At 65.7% G+C, this 18,525-nt stretch carries 21 protein-coding genes; 10 read left to right on the forward strand and 11 right to left on the reverse strand.

Annotated elements, in window-relative coordinates:
- Nucleotides 1-789: AbrB family transcriptional regulator (locus A3728_RS18100; protein WP_067926961.1), on the forward strand; the 789-nt coding region annotated here is incomplete at its 5' end.
- A 26-nt stretch (nucleotides 790-815) separates the two neighbouring features.
- Nucleotides 816-1,358 carry a DUF421 domain-containing protein gene (locus A3728_RS18105; RefSeq protein WP_067926965.1) on the forward strand — a complete coding sequence of 181 codons (543 nt, stop codon included), beginning with the start codon at nucleotides 816-818 and terminating at the stop codon, nucleotides 1,356-1,358.
- Nucleotides 1,359-1,365: 7 nt separating this feature from the next.
- Here A3728_RS18105 and A3728_RS18110 read toward each other — a convergent pair whose 3' ends face one another.
- Nucleotides 1,366-2,085 carry an NYN domain-containing protein gene (locus A3728_RS18110; protein WP_067926969.1) on the reverse strand — a complete coding sequence of 240 codons (720 nt, stop codon included), beginning with the start codon at nucleotides 2,083-2,085 and terminating at the stop codon, nucleotides 1,366-1,368.
- On the reverse strand, nucleotides 2,082-2,501 hold the full coding sequence (locus A3728_RS18115) for a Fur family transcriptional regulator (protein WP_067926972.1): 420 nt from the start codon (nucleotides 2,499-2,501) through the stop codon (nucleotides 2,082-2,084). Before A3728_RS18115 ends, A3728_RS18110 begins: the two co-directional genes overlap by 4 nt.
- Nucleotides 2,502-2,849: 348 nt before the next feature.
- Between A3728_RS18115 and A3728_RS18120 the strand changes: the two genes are divergently transcribed.
- On the forward strand, nucleotides 2,850-4,172 hold the full coding sequence (locus tag A3728_RS18120) for a DEAD/DEAH box helicase (RefSeq protein ID WP_067927014.1): 1,323 nt from the start codon (nucleotides 2,850-2,852) through the stop codon (nucleotides 4,170-4,172).
- Between the two features lie 128 nt (nucleotides 4,173-4,300).
- Nucleotides 4,301-5,197, forward strand: coding sequence for a DMT family transporter (locus tag A3728_RS18125; RefSeq protein ID WP_067927019.1), 897 nt, complete (start codon nucleotides 4,301-4,303; stop codon nucleotides 5,195-5,197).
- A gap of 39 nt (nucleotides 5,198-5,236) precedes the next feature.
- Here the strand turns inward: A3728_RS18125 and A3728_RS18130 are convergent, their stop codons facing one another.
- The 4 genes from A3728_RS18130 to mazG form a co-directional block, all read right to left on the reverse strand.
- Nucleotides 5,237-6,652, reverse strand: coding sequence for a protein adenylyltransferase SelO (locus A3728_RS18130; RefSeq protein ID WP_067926975.1), 1,416 nt, complete (start codon nucleotides 6,650-6,652; stop codon nucleotides 5,237-5,239).
- Nucleotides 6,653-6,705: 53 nt separating this feature from the next.
- On the reverse strand, nucleotides 6,706-7,155 hold the full coding sequence (locus A3728_RS18135; protein ID WP_067926979.1) for a GNAT family N-acetyltransferase: 450 nt from the start codon (nucleotides 7,153-7,155) through the stop codon (nucleotides 6,706-6,708).
- Nucleotides 7,152-8,093, reverse strand: coding sequence for a nucleoside hydrolase (locus A3728_RS18140; RefSeq protein ID WP_067926982.1), 942 nt, complete (start codon nucleotides 8,091-8,093; stop codon nucleotides 7,152-7,154). The genes A3728_RS18135 and A3728_RS18140 overlap by 4 nt, the downstream gene beginning before the upstream one ends.
- 77 nt (nucleotides 8,094-8,170) lie before the next feature.
- Entirely contained in the window at nucleotides 8,171-8,983 is an 813-nt protein-coding gene (gene mazG, locus A3728_RS18145; protein WP_067926984.1) for a nucleoside triphosphate pyrophosphohydrolase, read from the reverse strand.
- Between the two features lie 63 nt (nucleotides 8,984-9,046).
- Between mazG and A3728_RS18150 the strand changes: the two genes are divergently transcribed.
- The 3 genes from A3728_RS18150 to A3728_RS18160 all read left to right on the forward strand — a co-directional run bounded on the left by A3728_RS18150 (nucleotide 9,047) and on the right by A3728_RS18160 (nucleotide 11,679).
- Nucleotides 9,047-10,216: a M20 aminoacylase family protein gene (locus A3728_RS18150; protein ID WP_067926987.1), complete on the forward strand. Its 1,170-nt coding sequence runs from the start codon at nucleotides 9,047-9,049 to the stop codon at nucleotides 10,214-10,216.
- Nucleotides 10,216-11,184 (forward strand): agmatinase, encoded by a 969-nt coding sequence (gene speB, locus A3728_RS18155; protein ID WP_067926989.1) that lies wholly within the window; start codon nucleotides 10,216-10,218, stop codon nucleotides 11,182-11,184. Before A3728_RS18150 ends, speB begins: the two co-directional genes overlap by 1 nt.
- Before the next feature lie 87 nt (nucleotides 11,185-11,271).
- Complete coding sequence (locus A3728_RS18160) at nucleotides 11,272-11,679, forward strand: DUF1499 domain-containing protein (protein WP_067926990.1); 408 nt, start codon at nucleotides 11,272-11,274, stop codon at nucleotides 11,677-11,679.
- On the opposite strand, the gene A3728_RS22495 is transcribed toward A3728_RS18160, so the two are convergent.
- Nucleotides 11,617-11,919, reverse strand: coding sequence for a hypothetical protein (locus tag A3728_RS22495; protein ID WP_443069116.1), 303 nt, complete (start codon nucleotides 11,917-11,919; stop codon nucleotides 11,617-11,619). The two genes, A3728_RS18160 and A3728_RS22495, sit on opposite strands and share 63 nt — an antisense overlap.
- Nucleotides 11,920-11,979: 60 nt before the next feature.
- Here A3728_RS22495 and prfA point away from each other — a divergent pair, with 60 nt between their 5' ends.
- From prfA to A3728_RS18175, 3 genes are all read left to right on the forward strand, one after another.
- A complete protein-coding gene (gene prfA / locus A3728_RS18165) occupies nucleotides 11,980-13,035 on the forward strand; it encodes a peptide chain release factor 1 (protein WP_067926993.1) in 1,056 nt (351 codons plus the stop codon).
- A complete protein-coding gene (gene prmC / locus A3728_RS18170) occupies nucleotides 13,032-13,874 on the forward strand; it encodes a peptide chain release factor N(5)-glutamine methyltransferase (protein ID WP_067926996.1) in 843 nt (280 codons plus the stop codon). The genes prfA and prmC overlap by 4 nt, the downstream gene beginning before the upstream one ends.
- 217 nt (nucleotides 13,875-14,091) lie before the next feature.
- Nucleotides 14,092-14,811 (forward strand): DUF4167 domain-containing protein, encoded by a 720-nt coding sequence (locus A3728_RS18175; protein WP_067927000.1) that lies wholly within the window; start codon nucleotides 14,092-14,094, stop codon nucleotides 14,809-14,811.
- 177 nt (nucleotides 14,812-14,988) lie between these two features.
- On the opposite strand, the gene A3728_RS18180 is transcribed toward A3728_RS18175, so the two are convergent.
- The 4 genes from A3728_RS18180 to A3728_RS18195 all read right to left on the reverse strand — a co-directional run.
- Complete coding sequence (locus A3728_RS18180) at nucleotides 14,989-15,885, reverse strand: DMT family transporter (RefSeq protein ID WP_067927003.1); 897 nt, start codon at nucleotides 15,883-15,885, stop codon at nucleotides 14,989-14,991.
- Between the two features lie 164 nt (nucleotides 15,886-16,049).
- Nucleotides 16,050-16,925, reverse strand: a complete 876-nt coding sequence (gene rsmA / locus A3728_RS18185) for a 16S rRNA (adenine(1518)-N(6)/adenine(1519)-N(6))-dimethyltransferase RsmA (RefSeq protein WP_067927007.1) — start codon at nucleotides 16,923-16,925, stop codon at nucleotides 16,050-16,052.
- Nucleotides 16,922-17,896: a 4-hydroxythreonine-4-phosphate dehydrogenase PdxA gene (pdxA, locus tag A3728_RS18190; protein ID WP_067927010.1), complete on the reverse strand. Its 975-nt coding sequence runs from the start codon at nucleotides 17,894-17,896 to the stop codon at nucleotides 16,922-16,924. The genes rsmA and pdxA overlap by 4 nt, the downstream gene beginning before the upstream one ends.
- Nucleotides 17,893-18,525 (reverse strand): peptidylprolyl isomerase (locus tag A3728_RS18195; RefSeq protein ID WP_201722345.1); only part of this gene is annotated, 633 nt, incomplete at its 5' end. The genes A3728_RS18195 and pdxA, both read right to left, overlap by 4 nt.

Genomic DNA, 18,525 nt, shown 5'->3' on the forward strand with positions numbered 1-18,525 from the left:
GGGCGGGTGCTGGCGCGGTATTTCGGCTTCGATGCGCGCTCGGCCTTGCTGGCGGCGGCACCCGGGCACCTCAGCTTCGTGATCGCCATGGCGGCGGACACCGGGGCGGACCTGACGCGGATCGCGGTCAGCCAGTCGGTGCGACTGCTGGCGCTGACCATCGTCGTGCCCTTCGTGGCGCTGGCCATGGGCGTTCGCCTGACCGGGGGCTTGGTGCCCGCGGGCGTGCCGCTGGGACCGGTGGCGCTTTTGGCCGTTGCGGCGGCGGCGGTACTGCTGGGCCGGGTCATGGGGCGGCTTTCGGTGCCCGCACCCCTGCTGATGGGGGCGATGGCTGCCTCTGCCGTGGGTCATCTGGGCGGGCTGCTGGACGGGAACGTGCCGGGCTGGCTCATACTGCCCGCGTATCTTGTGCTGGGCGCGCTGATCGGCACCCGTTTCGCGGGGCTGACATTGGCGCAGGTGCGCAGCGGTCTGGGGGCGGGGCTGACGATCACGCTCATCGCGATTGCCTTTGCCGCCGCGGCGGCTGTGCCGGTCGCATTTGCACTGGGCATGCCGCTCGCCCATGTGCTGGTGGCCTTTGCCCCCGGCGGGCTGGAGACGATGATCGCCATGGGCGTGGTGCTGGGCGTGGTGCCGGGGTTCGTCGCGGCCTGCCACATCGCACGCCTGCTGGTGCTGAGCGTTCTGCTGCCGGTTCTGATCAGTCGCGCCCCGAAGGATGATCCCGACCCCAAAGAGCCCGGCGCCGAAAAGGAGCGGGACAGCGAACTTAAGGCCCGCTGACGCGTTGGACGTCGAGAGGTGCGCCCATGGAAAATCCGTTTCTGTTCGACAGTGTGACAAGGCTTCTGGACGTGGTCGTCAGCGCGGCCATCGTCTATGTCGCCGTGGTCGGCTTCGTCCGGCTCAGCGGAAAGAGGTCCACCGCGCAGATGAACAATTTCGACTGGGTGGTGACGGTCGCCATGGGCTCCCTGATGGCCTCGGGCATCCTGTCGGACAGCGTGTCGATCGCCGATTCCGTGGCCGCCATCGGAACGCTGCTGGTGCTGCAATGGCTGCTGACCCGCGCGATGATCCGCTGGCCCGTCGTCAGCCGGACGGTGCGTGCGGCACCCTCGCTGCTTTATCACCACGATGCCTTCCAAAGCGAGGAGATGAACCGCGAAAGGATCAGCCGCTACGAGGTTCTGGCGGCGGTGCGGGAGAACGGCTTCGCGGATATGGAAAACGTCCAGACGGTCATTCTGGAAGCGGACGGCAGCATCAGCGTTCTGCCCCGCACGGATGCGGACCCGGAAAACCCGGCCCTGCAGGATATCCATGGCCTGAAATCCGGCGCATTGCGCTGAGGCTTCTTCAGGGTTTGAGGCGGATCATCAGCCGGTTGCCGGTGCGGCGTGTTTCCAGCGCGTCGAGCGCGGCTACAAGGTTCGACAATTTGCCGAAACCGTAGGTGCGCGCGTCGAAATCGGCGTGACGGGCCTGTATCGCCTGTCCGACCTGTCCGAGGTTGTACCAATCATCTTCGGTCTCGATCTTGTCCATCGCTTCCCGGAAGAGGGGCAGCGCCTTTTCGGCCTTGGCGGTGCTGCCGCGCGGGGTGTCGGGCGTGGCCGTGCCATCGAGGTTCTCGATCAGGATGAAACGGTTGTAGACGTTGCGCAGCGAATCGTGGGTCTTTTTCTCGCCGATGCCGATCACGGTGATACCCTGTTCGCGCAGGCGATTGACCAGCGATGTAAAGTCACTGTCCGACGAGACGATGACAAACACATCGAAACGCCCGGTATGCAGAATGTCCATCGCGTCGATCACCAGCCCGATGTCGCTGGCGTTCTTTCCGGTGGTATTGGCTGTTTCCTGATGCGCGACGAGCCCGAGTTCGCGGATCGGCGCTTTCCACCCCTTGAGGTGATCGTTGGACCAGTCGCCATAGACCCGGCGCAGCGCAGGCTCCCCGATGGAGGCGACTTCGCGCATAATGGCGGCGGCATGTTTGGCGGGCACGTTGTCCGCGTCGATCAGCACCGCCAGCAGGGGGCGGTCACGGTCGGTATTTTCGCGGCGGTCGGTCATCTGCGGTCCTTTCCCAGCGGGACGCCATAGAGTTCGAGCCGGTGCCCGCGCAGCTCATATCCCAGCTTGGCGGCGATCTTTTCCTGCAGCGCCTCGATCTCGGGATCGACGAATTCGATCACCGCACCCGACTGCATGTCGATGAGGTGGTCGTGGTGGTCCCGCTCCGCGTCTTCGTAACGCGCGCGCCCGTCGCCGAATTCCAGCTTGTCCAGAATGCCCGCTTCCTCGAACAGCTTGACGGTACGGTAGACCGTCGCGATGGAAATCGCGCTGTCGATGAGCTGCGCGCGGGCCAGCAACTCTTCCACGTCGGGGTGGTCGTCGCTGTCTTCGATGACCTGCGCGATGGTGCGCCGCTGGCCGGTCATGCGCAGGCCCATGGCTTCGCAGCGTTTGATGATCGGTTTGCTCATGGCGGGCCTTCGGGTCCTTGGGGGAGGCTCCGATGTAACCGCAAACGTGCGGGCGTGCCACCGTGATTTGCCCCCGGCGGTTGACTTGTGCGCGCCAAGGGGCCATGTGGGCGTCAGGCGATGCCTTCTGCCGCGTGAGCAGTTCCGGTGCCGGGGTCCGACGATCCCTTGCGCATACCGGCTTTCAAGGCCCGCCGTTGTTCCCAAAATCACGCGTGGGGCCAGGCGCTGCGGACGGGTGCGAGGTATATGGCCTGCGCCCGCGATCCGCTTTGCGCGACCCTGCGGCGTCCGGTGATGGGCGCGGCCAAGCTGATGCGCCCCCTCGGGGCGTGCGAAAGAAGAGATATGAGCGATTTCGACATGATGGGCCTGCCGACCGAACTGGTGGCACGGCTTTTCGAACTGGGTCTGAAGGACCCGACACCGATCCAGAAACAGGCGATCCCGCATGGGATGAACGGGCGTGACGTCATGGGCCTTGCCCAGACCGGCACGGGCAAGACAGCCGCCTTCGGCGTGCCGCTGGTGGCGCAGATGATGGCCATGGAAGGCCGCCCCAACCCGCGCAGCGTGCGCGGCCTCGTACTGGCGCCGACGCGCGAACTGGCCAGCCAGATCGCGGTGCATCTGCGCAACTATGCCAAGGGGACGCCGCTGAAAGTGGCGATGGTCGTGGGCGGCCAGTCGATCAACCCCCAGATCAAGCGGCTGGAACGCGGGGTCGACCTGCTGGTGGCCACGCCGGGCCGTCTCTTGGACCTGATGGACCGCCGCGCCGTGCGGCTGGAGGAGACGACTTTCCTCGTCCTTGATGAGGCCGACCAGATGCTGGACATGGGTTTCATCCACGACCTGCGCAAGATCGCCAGCGTGATCCCGAAGGACCGGCAGACGATGCTCTTCTCGGCCACGATGCCCAAGCTGATGAACGAGATTGCCAACAGCTACCTGCAAAGCCCGATCCGGATCGAGGTGTCCCCCCCGGGCAAGGCCGCGGACAAGGTCACGCAAGAGGTTCATTTCATCGCCAAGGCGGAAAAGACCTCCCTGCTGATCGAACTGCTGTCCAAGCACCGGGGAGAGCGTGCACTGGTCTTCGGGCGCACGAAGCACGGTTCGGAAAAGCTGATGAAGACGCTTGTGAAGGCCGGATTCGATGCGACTTCGATCCACGGCAACAAGAGCCAGGGCCAGCGTGACCGCGCCATCGAAGGGTTCAAGAGCGGTGATTTGACCGTATTGGTGGCCACGGACGTGGCGGCCCGGGGGCTCGACATCCCGGATGTGAAGCATGTCTACAACTACGACCTGCCCAACGTCCCCGACAACTACGTGCACCGGATCGGGCGGACCGCCCGCGCGGGCAAGGACGGCGCCGCTGTCGCTTTCTGCGCACCCGACGAAATGGGAGAGTTGAAGGCGATCCAGAAGACGATGGGTATCGCCATTCCCGTCGCCTCCGGCCGCCCGTGGGAGGCGATGGACGCCCCCGACAAGCCCAAGGGCCGGGGCGGGCGTGGCCGTGGTCGCGGCGGCAGACCGGGCGGCGGTCGTCCCGGTGGCGGGGGCGGCGACGGCGCACAGGGCGCGGGCGGCAAGCCCGGCGGTGGCCGCAAGCGTCGCCGCGGTGGTGGTGGCCGCAGGCCGGGCGGTCAGCAGGCTGCTTAAGCCTTACATGAAGACATCGGATCGGGCCCCGGCATAGGGTGGCCCGATCCAGCGGCGTGCTTCCCCGCAGGATGGGAGGGCACGCGCATCGCATTGACATCCGGCGCTTTCCCCGCGCTTCTGTCGGGATGGAGCGCAAGACGCATATGGATGCCTTCGGCGCGGCGGCGCTCATCGCCTTCGCCCTGCATCTCGCGTTCAATCAGGTCGTCATCAAGGTCACGAACGAAGGGTTCAACCCGGTCTTCGCCGCCGGTGCCCGGTCCGCCGGGGCCGTTCTGGTGCTGCTGCTCTGGATGTGGCTGCGTGGCATCCCCGTGGGTATCCCGCGCGCGGCATGGGGCGCGGGCCTCGCGGCGGGGGTTTTGTTCGCGCTGGAGTTCTTCTGCCTTTTCCTAGCGCTTGACCTCACGAGTGTCTCGCGTGCCTCGGTGATCTTCTATTCCATGCCTGTCTGGCTGGCGCTCGCCGCGCATTTCCTTCTGCCGGGGGAGCGGGTTTCAGGCCTGCGCGGGCTGGGGCTTTTACTGGCCATGGCGGGTGTTGCACTGGCGCTGAGCGACCGGAGTGGCGCCGCCGTAAGCTGGGCGGGCGATCTGCTGGCGCTCGCCGCGGCGCTGTGCTGGGCGGCCATCGCGCTGTCGGTCCGGCTGACGCGGCTGGTCACGATCCCGCCGGCGCAGCAGCTGATCTGCCAGGTCGGGGTTTCCGCGCCGCTGCTGCTCCTCGCCGCACCCGCCTTCGGGCCGCTGCTGCGCGAGGTGGAGGTGATCCACGTGGCCGCGCTGGGCTTTCAGACGGTGGCGGTTGCGAGCCTCGGATTCCTGGCGTGGTTCTGGCTGATGACGATCTATCCCGCCGCCTCGGTCGCCTCTTTCAGCTTCCTGTCGCCGGTGTTTTCCGTGCTGCTCGGCTGGCTTTTGCTGTCCGAGAACGTGGCCCCGTCGGTCTGGGCGGCGCTGGTGCTGGTGGCGGCGGGGATCTATCTCATCAACCGCAGACCCCGGATCGCGGCGGCGGGATAGAGTATTTGTGAAAGGGTGAAGGGGCGCGCGGCCCCTCCCTTAGGTGCCGCAGAAGGTGGCGGGAACGATTTCATCCTCGCGCGGTGGGCGCGCGAGGTCCGGATCGCTGGCCTCATAAGGCGTCGCTAGGGCTTTCATCAGCCGTTCGAACGGTGCCATGTCGCCCGCGACGGCGGCTTCGATCATCTGTTCCATCCGGTGGTTGCGGGGAATGATCGCGGGGTTCACCCGGTTCATCAGCGCTTCGGGATCGGGTTCCGCCTCAATCCGGTCGGCGTGATCCCGTGACCAGGCATCGAATGCCTCCCGGTCGGTGAACTGATCGCGCGCCGTACCCTCGCCCAAAGCACGGAAGGTATTGGTGAAATCCGCCCCATCCGTCTGCATCAGGGTGAGCAGGCGCTGGATGAGGTCGAGATCGCCCTCACGCGGTGTGGTGATGCCGATCTTGGCCGCGAAGCGCTGCAGCCATGCAGACTCCAGCCGTTTGGGCATCTCATGCAGGATCGCCGTGGCATCTTCCACCGCGGCTTGCGGGTCGTCCAGCTGCGCAATCAGCGCGGTCGCCAGTTGCGCCATGTTCCAGACCGCGATGTCGGGCTGGGCCCCGTAGGCATAGCGGCCCTGCCGGTCGATGGAGGAATAGACCCGCCCGTTATGAAAGGCATCCATGAAGGCGCAGGGCCCATAGTCGATCGTTTCCCCGGCGATGGAGCAATTGTCGGTGTTCATCACGCCGTGGATGAAGCCCAGCGACAGCCAATGCGCCACCAGATCGGCCTGCGCCTCGCTTACTGCCTTCAGCAGGTCGAGCGGACCTTTGGCATCGGGATAGTGGCGCGCGATGGCATAATCCGTGAGGGTGCGCAGCGCCTCTTTCTCCTTGCGGTGGGCGAAAACCTGAAAGGTGCCGACCCGCAGATGGCTGCGAGCCACCCGGGTGAGGACCGCACCGGGCAGGGCGCCCGCCTCGCGAAAGATCGCCTCTCCGGTGGCGACGGCGGCGAGGGCGCGGGTGGTGCGCACGCCCATGGCCCGCATCGCCTCCGATATCACGTATTCGCGCAGCACCGGACCCAGCCATGCGCGACCGTCGCCCATGCGCGAATAGGGCGTGGGGCCGGAGCCTTTGAGCTGGATGTCCCGGCGGCCGCCGTCTTGCATGCGTACTTCGCCCAAAAGGATGGCGCGGCCGTCGCCCAGCTGCGGATTGAAATTGCCGAACTGGTGCCCGGCGTAAAGCTGCGCCAGCGGGGCGGCACCTTCGGGCACTTCGTTGCCCGAGTAGATCGCCGCCAGCGTGCTGTCCTCCGCCTTTGGCAGGCCGAGTTCTGCCGCGAGGCCGTGGTTGAAGGCCAGAAGCCGGGGCGCGCGGACCGGGGTCGGTTCGATCCGCGTGTAAAAACCCTCTGGCAGGGTGGCATAGGTGTTGTCGAAGGGGGCTGCATAACTCATGCCCCAGATATAGGGGCGGCCCGGCGGTTCTGCCAGTTCGCAGTGCGCGCTTGTCAGAGCTTGCGCGACATCAGCAGCCGCCCCTCGCGGTGCGTGAAGCCCGACCGGCGGTAAAGGGCGATGGCGGTTTCATTGTCCGCCGCCACTTCGAGGTGGATCGCCTTCAGCCCGCCCGCGGCCAGCGCACGGGGCAGGGCGATGAGCGCTTCGGAGGCGATGCCGCGCCCGCGCACGCCGGGGCGCACGAAGATCTCGTCGACGAAGGCGTCGAGACCGCCGTATTCCACCGACCAGCCGAAGGTGATCACCACGTAGCCGATGGGCGCGCGGGGCGGGCCGATGAGGTAGGCGGCACCATGGGGGATGCCCTCCAGCAGGGGGGCGAGGCCTGCGCGGCGCGCCTCATCGCTCATGATAATCCCGGCCTCTGCGTGAAATGCCGTGACAAGGGCCACGAGCCTGTCGAGATGCTCAGGCGCTGCAAGGGTGATTGCCGCGCTCATAGCCGGGCGAGCCTTCGGGTCAGCAGGTCAAAGAAGCCGTCCGCGTCGATATCACCCACGAAGGTGGCGTTGGGCGCACGGTCGGTAACCCGCCACCAGTCGGCGACTGTCATTCCCATAGTGAGTTCCGAAGTCGTCTCGATCTCCACGTTGATGTGGCGGCCCGAGAAGAGATCGGGCGAAATGAGATAGGCCGTCACGCAGGGATCATGCAGCGGTGCGCCTTCGGAGCCGTATTTCTCCTTGTCGAACCGCTCGAAAAAGTCGGTCATCTGCGCCACGGCAAGCCCCACGGGGGTGTCCAGCGCGCGGAAGGCATCGTTGCGCGGCTTGGTCACGAGCGCCTTGTGCGTCACATCGAGCGGCATCACCACGAGGGGCGCGCCGCAGCGGAAGACGGCATCGGCGGCCTGCGGGTCGACGTAGATGTTGAACTCGGCCGCCGGGGTGATGTTGCCGCCCTCGAAATAGCCGCCGCCCATCAGGACGATCTCGGCGATGCGTTCCGCGATGTCGGGCGCGCGCTGGAGCGCTGTCGCGATATTGGTGAGCGGACCGAGAGGGCAGAGCGTCACGCTGCCCGGGGGATGTTGGCGCAGGGTCGCGATGATGAAGTCCACCGCGTGGCCTTCGGCCAGCGCCATGGTGGGTTCGGGCAGGCTGGGGCCATCCAGCCCGGTCTTGCCATGGACATGTTCGGCGGTCACCAGCGCGCGGCCAAGGGGCCGGTCGCAGCCGGCAAAGACGGGCATATCGGATCGGCCCGCCAGTTCGCAGACGATGCGGGCATTGCGCGCGGTCAGTTCCAGCGGCACGTTGCCCGCGACGCAGGTGATCCCCAGCACCTCGATCTCTTCGGGGCTGGCCAGTGCCAGCAGGATGGCCACGGCATCGTCCTGCCCGGGGTCGGTGTCGATGATGATCTTGCGCGGGGTCATATGCTGTCCTGTCGTTGGGCGGAGCCTTGCCGCATGGGGGGTGGCTTGTCCAGCCGCTCTGCCCGCGCGGGGCGGGGTCAGCCGCGTTCCGCTGCCTTTTCCGCGTCCCAGAGCGCGTCCATCTCTTCGAGCGTGCTGTCCTGCGGTGTCTTGCTCAACCGCGCCAGCCGCGCCTCCACCCCTTCGAACCGGCGGGTGAACTTGGCGTTGGCGCGGCGCAGCGCCGCTTCGGGTTCGACACCCAGATGCCGCCCGAGGTTGGCCATCACGAAGAGCAGGTCGCCGAACTCTTCCTCCACCTCCGCGTGGGACAGGCTGTCGCGCGCCTCGACGAGTTCGGCGGCCTCTTCGGCGATCTTGTCGATCACGTGGTCGGTCGCGGGCCAGTCGAAGCCCACGCGGGCGGCGCGCTTTTGCAGCTTGTAGGCGCGCAGAAGGGCAGGCAGCCCCACGGCCACCCCGTCCAGCGTGCCGCCCTGAGCCTTGTCCGCGCGTTCGGCGGCCTTGATCGCCTCCCAGTCGCGGGTCTGCTGTTCGGCGGACTTGTCGCGGCTTTCATCGCCGAAGACATGCGGATGCCGGGCGATCATCTTGTCCGAAATCGCTTCGGCCACCGACTGGAAGGAGAACAGGTTGCGCTCCTCGCCCATGGCGGTGTGATAGACCGTCTGCAACAGCAGATCGCCCAACTCCCCTTCGAGGTCCGGCCAGTCGCGGCGTTCGATGGCGTCGGCGACCTCATAGGCTTCTTCGATCGTGTAGGGGGCGATGCTGTCGAAGTCCTGTTCGATATCCCACGGGCAGCCGGTTTCAGGATCCCGCAGGCGGCGCATGATGGCGAGCAGTCGTTCTATTCCCGGCTTTTGATCAAAAATCGGGTCCTGTGGCATTGCGGCCTCCGCGGCTTCGGTGTCAGATGCGACCTGACCAAACCCCGGCCAAGGAGTCCAGACGTGCCCATCGTGAACCGCATAGCCGCTTTTGCGCCCGACATGAAAGCCTGGCGGCGGCATTTGCATACCATACCGGAACTGGGCAACGACCTGCCGAAGACGGCCGCCTTTGTCGCCGAACGCCTGCGCGAATTCGGCGTGGACGAGCTGCACGAAGGTTTCGCGCAATCCGGCATGGTGGCTATCCTGAACGGGCAGGGCGACGGACCGACCATCGGACTGCGCGCGGATATGGACGCGCTGCCCATCGCTGAGGCGACCGGCGCCGACCATGCGAGCGGCCATCCGGGCAAGATGCATGCCTGCGGACATGACGGCCACACCACCATGCTGCTGGGCGCCGCGCGCTACCTTGCCGAGACGCGCAATTTCCGCGGCCGGGTGGCGCTGATCTTCCAGCCCGCCGAGGAAACCGGCGGCGGGGCGGAGGCGATGGTGGCCGAAGGCATCATGGAGCGTTTCGACATCGCGGAAGTCTATGCCCTGCACAACGCCCCGAACCTCCCACTGGGCGGGTTCTTCACCACGCCGGGGCCGATCATGGCCGCGGTCGATACCTTCCATATCCATGTCACAGGCCACGGCGGTCACGGCGCCAGCCCGCATGAGACACGCGATCCTATCGTGGCGGCCTGCGGCATGGCACAGGCGATCCAGACGATCGTCAGCCGAAACCACAAGGCCACGCAGGAACTGGTGGTCTCGGTCACCCAGATCCACACCGGTTCGGCGGATAACGTGATCCCGGAAACCGCCTATATCAACGGCACGGTGCGCAGCTTTGACAAGGACGTGCAGGCCATGGTCATGCGTCGTCTGCAGCAGATCGTGGACGGGCAGGCCGCCAGCTATGACGTATCGGCGGAACTGATTTACGAGGTCGGGTATCCCGCGACGATCAACGCGGCCGAGCAGACCCGCTTCGCAGCCGAGGCCGCCCGGGATGTGGCCGGGGCCGAAGCGGTGGACGATGCCGTCGAAAGCGTCATGGGAGCCGAGGATTTCAGCTATATGCTGGAGCGCCGCCCGGGGGCCTATCTATTCCTCGGGCAGGGGGACGGGGCCGGGCTGCACCATCCGGAATATGATTTCAACGATGAGGTCGCCCCGGTGGGCGCGTCCTTCTTTGCGCGGATCGTGGAACGCGCCCAGCCCGTGGGAGGCAAGTGATGGGACTGGAGGACGCCAAGAGCCAGGTGGATCAGGCCTTTACGCGCGAAGACCTCAAAGGCCCGAGTTTCGAGAATGCGTTCGGGGGTGCCACGTCTTTCCTGCGCCGCCGTTATACCAAGGATCTGACGGGTGTGGATATCGCCGTGACCGGCGTACCCTTCGATCAGGCGGTGACGAACCGGACCGGCACGCGGCTGGGCCCGCGCGCGATCCGCGAGGCGAGCAGCCTGCAGCCCTATGATCCGCCCTATGGCTGGGATTTCGACGTCCTGAGCGAATACGCCATCGCGGACTACGGCGATCTTGCCTTCGACTATGGCCATGTGAGCCGCTTTCCTGCCGCGCTGACGGACCATATCCGTGGCATCCTGGAGGCGGGCGCGGCCTCCGTCGTGCTGGGCGGGGATCATTACATCACCTTTCCGATCCTGAAGGCCTATGCGGAGAAACACGGCCCCATCAGCCTGCTCCAGTTCGACGCCCATTCCGACACTTGGGTGGACGATGACATGGACCGGATCGACCATGGCACGATGTTCTACAAGGCCGTGAAAAGCGGCATCGTCGATCCGGCGACCTCCGTTCAGGTGGGCATCCGCACGACCAACCCCGATACCATGGGGGTGACAACCATCGACGCGCGCGAAGTGCATGAAAAGGGACCGGCAGCGGCGGTGGAAAAGATCAAATCCGTTCTGGGGGACAGGCCCTGTTACCTGACCTTCGACATCGATGCGCTGGATCCGGCCTTTGCGCCCGGTACGGGCACGCCGGTCTGGGGCGGTCTGACCAGCGCGCAATGCGCGATCATGCTGCGGGACCTTGCGGGCATCAACATCCGTGGCGGCGATGTGGTGGAGGTTTCGCCCCCCTTCGACACGACGGGCGCCACCGCCATTGCCGGGGCGCATGTGGCGACGGAGATCCTGTGCCTGCTGGGCGCGCGGATGCGGGCCGGTAAATAGGGGCGAGCGGTCAAGCGTTGTTCAACCCCTTCGGCGTCGGATATCGTTGAAGCGCAGGGCATGAGTATTTGAGAAAGGGTGAAGACCATGGGGTGGATCATATGGGCCATGTTGGGAATAGCTCTGGCGATCGCGCTCTATGTGCGGTTTGCTCCGTCGGACGTCGCCTATTGGCATCGGCCCGTGACCGCAGGGGCGGATGCTGATGGGGAAGGCAGCGCGGTGCGTATCCTGCAGGGCGGCAGCGATCTGATGGCGCGGCTTGACCGTGAGATGCGGGCGCTCCCACGGACCCGCGTGCTGAGCGGCTCGCCCGAGGCCGGTCGCGTTACCTATGTCACCCGCAGCCGGGTCATGGGGTTTCCCGACTACACGACGCTGGAGCGGCGCCCCGATGGGGTGGCGCTGTATGGTCGGCTCAGGTTCGGGCGGTCAGATTTTGGCGTCAACGCCGCGCGGCTGGACCGGGTCATCGGGCAGGTCGAGGCGCGATGACAGGCACCCCTGCTGCACTTCGCGCCACATCGGCACGTTGAGCGACATCTGGCACTGGGCCATGAACATCCGCCCGTCCACCTGCATGCAGATCGTTTCGCCCAGTTCAACGCGTGCGCCGCTGCGGTCGGTGCAATAGCAATCGATCGTCCGGCCCGAGGGGGCCGTCACATCCGCCGCGACCGGGGCGACAGTGGCCATGAAAAGCATGGCGCAGAGGGTTTGGGCACTGCGTGGCATGGCGCGATCCTAGCATGCGCCGGGCCTTGACCAAAGTACTTCTATCAGCGACAGAACCGCATGATCCCCATGGACCGACTAGAACAGATCACCCGGCGCTTCCAGTTTCTGGAGGCCTCCATGGCGTCGGGCTCCGACGGGGGCGATTACGCGGCCCTTGCCCGGGAATATGCCGAGTTGCGACCCGTGGTCGAGCAGATCGACGCCTATCGTCAGCTTCTGGACGATATGGCGGAGGCCAAGGCCTTGCTGAAAGATCCGGAGATGGCCGAGCTTGCGCAGGAGGAGCTGCCCCGCCTGAAATCGGCCCTGCCGGAAGCCGAGGCGGCGCTGCAGCTTGCACTGCTCCCACGCGACGCCGCCGATGCGAAGCCTGCGATGCTGGAAATCCGCCCCGGCACCGGCGGGGAGGAAGCGGCGCTTTTCGCAGCAGACCTTCTGCGCATGTACCAGCGCTATGCCGAACTGCGCGGCTGGGGGTTCGACCTGATCGAACAGCAGCTGACCGAACTGGGCGGGGTGAAGGAAATCGTGGCCCATGTGACGGGTCAGAACGTCTTTGCCCGGCTGAAATTCGAAAGCGGCGTGCACCGGGTGCAGCGGGTGCCCGCAACCGAGAGCGGCGGACGCATCCACACCTCCGCCGCCACCGTGGCGGTCCTGCCGGAGGCGCAGGACGTCGATATCCAGATCGATCCCGCCGACCTGCGGATTGACACCATGCGGTCGTCGGGCGCGGGCGGCCAGCACGTGAACACGACCGATTCCGCCGTGCGCATCACCCATCTGCCCACCGGCATCGTCGTGACCTCTTCGGAAAAGTCGCAGCATCGCAACCGCGACAAGGCGATGCAGGTGCTGAAGGCCCGGCTGCATGACATGGAACGCGGCCGGATGGATGACGCGCGTTCCGCCGACCGGGCGGCGCAGGTGGGATCGGGCGACCGCTCTGAACGGATCCGGACCTATAACTTTCCCCAAGGCCGCATGACCGATCACCGGATCAACCTCACGCTCTATCGGCTCGATGCGGTCATGCAGGGCGATCTGGACGAGATCATTGACGCGCTCACGGCGGATGCCCAGGCCCGCGCCCTGGCCGAGATGAACGCGTGAGCGCGCCCACCGCCGCGCAGGCCATGGCGGCGGCGGCCGCGCGGCTGCGCGCGGCTGGCGTGCCTGACCCGGCGCGGGATGCGCGCATCCTGCTGGCGCATGCCGCTTCGGTCGATGCCGCGCGCGTGACATTGATCGCACCCGAGGAAATTGCCCCGGAAATCGCCGAGCGCTACGAACACCTCGTGGCCCTGCGTGCGGTGCGGGTGCCCGTGTCGCAGCTTGTGGGGCGGCGCGCCTTCTACGGGCGGGATTTCGAGATCAGCCGCGACGTGCTGGACCCGCGACCGGAAACCGAAACGCTGATCGAACTTGCCCTCTCAGAGCCTTTCGCCCGTGTGCTCGACCTTGGCACCGGATCGGGGTGCATCCTCGTGAGCCTTCTGGCCGAACGCCCATCGGCCACCGGGGTGGGCGCGGACCTGTCGGAGGCCGCTTGCCTTCAGGCCAGCGCCAATGCGGTACGCCACGCCATCGCCGACCGCGCCTCGATCATCCGCTCGGACTGGTTCGGGCAGGTGGAGGGCCGGTTCGACCTGATCGTGTCGAATCCCCCCTATCTCGCCCAGGAGGAGATGGCCGGGGTCGCGCCGGAATTGCGCGATCACGAACCCGAAATGGCGCTGACCGATGGTGCCGACGGGCTGAGCGCCTACCGAGTCATCGCCTCCGAAGCGCAGGGCTATCTGACCGCGACGGGCCGCGTTCTGGTGGAAATCGGCGCCACCCAGGGCGCTTCGGTGGCCGCGCTGTTCCGGCAGGCGGGCTGGGGCAGGGTACGGGTCGTGCAGGATCTCGATGGGCGCGACAGGGTCGTCTGGGCCGATACACCGGCCTGAAAACGCCTTTTGCGCCGTGAAACTGGCCCCGATTTGCAGTTTGCGCTTGCTCAACGCGCGATCCCGTGCTTATTCAAGGGTGTTGCAGCGGTGGATGCCCCCAAAGGCGGTCCCGCGCGGCGTCAAGCCCAACATCTCGCATCACCGGGTCTGTCAGATGGCAGCGACTTGCCTCCCGGACAATACGAACCACAGCACCGAAGGCTGAAATCACTTCATGAAATCTTCCAGATCCCGATCCCGGTCGAAGAACAACCGTAACCGCCAGAATCAGGGGGGCGGCAATGTCGTCAACCGTGTGTTCGACAGTTCCGGCCCGGAAGGAAAGGTGCGTGGCACGCCACAGCAGGTCATCGAGAAATACAATCAGCTGGCGCGGGATGCCCAGCTGAGCAACGACCGCGTGGCGATGGAAAACTTTCAGCAGCACGCCGAACATTATCTGCGCCTGCTGAGCGAGGCCCAGCGCGAGATTGATCAGCGCCGGGAGGAACAGGAACGCCAGAACCGGGAACGTCAGGCCGAACGCGACCGTGATCGCGCCGAGCGGCAGGAACGGGAATCGAACGGCTCCTCGGGCGGCGACGGTCAGGGCAACCAGTCCTCCGGCGGCGGCAATCAGGGCGGCGACCGCAATGGCGGGCAGGATGGCGACCGGGGCAACCGGTCGAACGACGGCGGACGGGACCGACAGGACGATGGCGGACAGGACGATGTTCAGGACGGCAGCACCCTTGTCGAAACACCCGAAATGAAGCCGAAGGCCAAGCGCGCGCCCCGGCGCAAGCCGAAGCCCGAAGAGGCCGGCGGTTCTTCGCAGGATACGTCGGGCGGCGATCAGCCCGGCGAAGGCGCTTCGGAACCCGCACCCGAAAAGCCCCGCCGCAAGCGCAAGCCGCAGGGCGGGGGCGACGGCCAGAACGAAGCGGCAGAATGACCCCGGGGGCCTCGCGATAGCGGGGCCTTTGCGATTCGTGGTGGAGCCTACGGTGAAGACTCTTGTAAGTGTGACGCCGCAGTAGGCTAAGGCTTCGAGGAAAATATTTGTGAGCCTGCCCTCAACGTCCGCCGCGCGGACGGAGCTGCCGCTCTTTTTCGGCATCGCTGGGCCAGATCATCCTGCATTGACGATCAGCGTTACCCCTGCAACCGCGCAAATTGCGCCGATCCAAGCTAAGCCGGGAGGGCGTGCTTTGCCCAGAACCCAGATCAGGGGCAAAATGATCAGAGGAGTCGTCGCGGCGAGTGTGGAGACGACGCCAACCGGACCACTGCTCAGGGCGTAGAGTTGCAAAGTCATTCCCAGCCCGGTGCCAATTGCTGCGCTCAAAAACACCTGACCAACGACCGGTTTCGGCATTGACCCAATCTGCGCTTTCCTTTCCGCAGACAGGACCACAGGTAGCAGCAGACTGAGCGATCCGGCCAGAGATCGAATGAATGTCGCCGAAACCAGATCCGCTCCGTCAAGCATGACGGGCGCTGCGATAAGGACGCTTCCTGCCTGTGAAAGTGCGGATGCCAAGCCAAAAAGGACGCCGCCAGTCACGTTGCTTCTTTCCCCCGAGAAACGCGTTAGCGCAGCGAAGTTACGCGAAAAAATAGCTAAGACGAGACCGCCAAACACGATGGCAGTGCCGAAAAGAGCAAGTTCACTGACGACCTGCCCCAAAATCACAAATCCAAGAACCAACGCAAAAGGCGCAGTGGTCGTGTTCAACAAGGATTGAAGGGCCGGTCCAATACGCGCCAATGACGCGTAGCGCAGTGTATCCGCAAGAAAGACGCCTAGAATGCCCGACAAAACCAGCAACGAGATATCTGTTAAGCTGAGCGAGGTGTCGAAACCCGAGGTAAGGGCCAGTACGGCAAAGCCGACTGCGACTAACGACATTCGCAAAAAACTGAAAACTATCGCGCCCAATGTCCGGGCCGCATCGTAGGCAAGAAGACTTGAAATCGCGAAACAGGCAGCCGTTCCGATAGCTGCAAATATCCAGAGTGATGTCAAAAAACGCGCGCCCTAATTTTTCAGGTCAGGACAAGCGTTGGAGTTCAACCTAACCTGAGGTCAAGCATATTCTCGCTTTCTAACGATACCACTCCACGACTGTGAGCTTGGTATCGCTCACCTGCACAACGAAGTGCGACGGGCTGGCCCGATAGCTGGGCCTTTTACTTTTCGGGGGAGCGGCCCACGCCTTGCCCCATCCGCGGCGCAAGCTCGCGCGCCAATGCGCAGAAACCTTCGAGCGTGATCTGCTCCGCCCGGTCGGTGGGTGTGAGGCCTGCGGCACGAAGGTGGTCCTCGATATCCGGGGTCAGCGATTTGAGCGCGGAGCGTAGCATCTTGCGCCGCTGGTTGAAGGCGGCTGCCACCACGCGCGACAGCACCTGCGCATCCGCCGGAAAGCGCGGCTCCGGCAGGGCCTTGAGGTGGACGACGCTGGAGGACACCTTGGGCGGCGGCGTGAAGGCCCCCGGGGGCAGTTGCATGACGATACGCGCCTCGCTGCGCCACTGGGCGAGGATGGCGAGCCTGCCGTACGCCTTGCTGCCGGGCTGTGCGACGATGCGTTCGGCCACTTCGCGCTGGAACATCAGCGTCAGGCTTTCCCAGAACGGGGGCCACTCTGCAGGGGTCAGCCAGCGCACCAGCAGTTCGGTGCCGATGTTGTAGGGCAGGTTGGCCGCGACCCGGATGGGCGGGGCAAGATAGCCGAGCGGGTCGATCTCCAACGCGTCGCCTTCGACGACCTGCAGGCGCGCGGGATAGGCCTCCGCGATTTCGGTGAGGGCGGGAATGCAGCGTGGGTCTTTTTCGATCGCAAGCACCCGGCGCGCCCCTTCGGACAGCAGCCCCCGCGTCAGACCGCCGGGGCCGGGGCCGATCTCCAGCACGTCGCACTCGGAAAGGTCACCGACCTGTCGGGCGATCTTGGCCGTCAGGTTGAGGTCCAGCAGGAAGTTCTGCCCCAGCGCCTTGCGCGCGGAAAGGCCGTGCCGGGCGATCACCTCCCGCAGGGGCGGCAGATCGTCGATGGCACTCATGCCGTGCCCATCCGGTGGGCGAGGCGGATCGCCTCCACCATGCTTGTCGGATTGGCGATGCCGCGCCCGGCAATGTCGAAGGCTGTCCCGTGGTCGGGGGAGGTCCGGACGAAGGGCAGCCCCAGAGTGACATTCACGCCCCGGTCGAAATCGAGCGTCTTGATCGGGATGAGAGCCTGATCGTGGTACATGCAGATCGCGGCATCATAGCGCGCGCGCGCGGCGGCGTGGAACATTGTATCCGCAGGCAGGGGGCCCGAAAGATCGAAGCCCTCGCCGCGCATTTCGGTCAGCAGCGGGCCGATCCAGTCGAGTTCCTGCCGACCCATGGCGCCGCCCTCACCGGCATGGGGGTTCAACCCCGCTACCGCGAGGCGGGGCGCGCAAAGGCCGAAGTGACTCTTCAATCCGGCTTCGACGATCTCGATCACCTTTCGCAGCCGCTGGGACGTCAGTGCCGCTGGCACCTCCTCCAGCGCGATGTGGATGGTTGTGGGTACGACGCGCAGCAATTCGGACGCGAGCATCATCACGACATCCTCCACCCCCGCGAGATGGGCGAGATATTCGGTATGGCCGGGATGCGCGAAAGCGGCGCCGTCGATCAACGCCTTCTTGTGAATAGGTGCCGTGCAAAGCGCGCATGCCGCCCCGCTGCGGACGAGTGCGACCCCCTTGTCTATGGCGGCGATGACATGCGGCGCATGCGCGGCATCAGGCTGCCCCGGTTGGGCGGGGGGGCCGAAATCCATCGGCAGAACAGGTAAGGCGTCGGGCGAAGGGCTTGCGGCCTCTGCCGGATCAGTCACGAGACGGTGCGGAATATCCTGCGGCAGATGCCGCGGATCCCCGAGCCAGAGCATTGGCAGTTCCGCGGCCAAAATTGCCCAGGCGCGCGCTGCGACCTCGGGGCCGATGCCCGCCGGTTCGCCGCAGGACAGGACGACCGGCAGCGACGGACCTGTGGTCATTGCCGTGAAATGCGGGCGTCGGCGCGCAGTTGTTCCAGCAGCTGGTCGGAGTAGCCCTGCAACTGGTTTTGCCGCAGCGCCCCCACCACCTGATCCCGGTCAGCCTCCTGATTCACGGCTGCCGTCCGGCTGCAGAGCATCAGAAAGACCAGCGTACGCCCGTCGCTCCCCGTGAGGGCCGTCGATACTTCGCCGGGATCGAGCTTTGCCAGTTCGATCGCGATATCCTGCGGGATCTCTGCCGGGGCCTTCGTGACGCGGCTCAGCACCTGTTCGGGCTGTCCCTTGGCCACGCCATAGAGGTCATCGCAACGGTCGACTTGCGTACGGATCTCCGCCGCCCGGGCCAAGGCCTCGGGGCTGCGACCGCCGGGGATGTAATAGGCGGCATAATCGATGGCGGAATATTCACGCCGCGGGCGGCCGGTTTCCTCGATGTCGCGCAACTGGAACAGCGCGATGCCGCCCGGGATCGGCAGCGGTGCGGTGACTTCTCCGGGGGCCAGCGCCATGATCAGCGGCTGAATGGCGGGCGGAAGCTGCTCAACCGGGGTCCAGGGCAGGCGACCGCCCTGATCGCGCGACGGCGTGGCCGAATACTGCCGCGCAAAGGCGGAAAACTGATCCAC

This window comes from Sulfitobacter sp. HI0040 (assembly GCF_001634885.1).
Classification (GTDB): Bacteria; Pseudomonadota; Alphaproteobacteria; order Rhodobacterales; family Rhodobacteraceae; genus Sulfitobacter.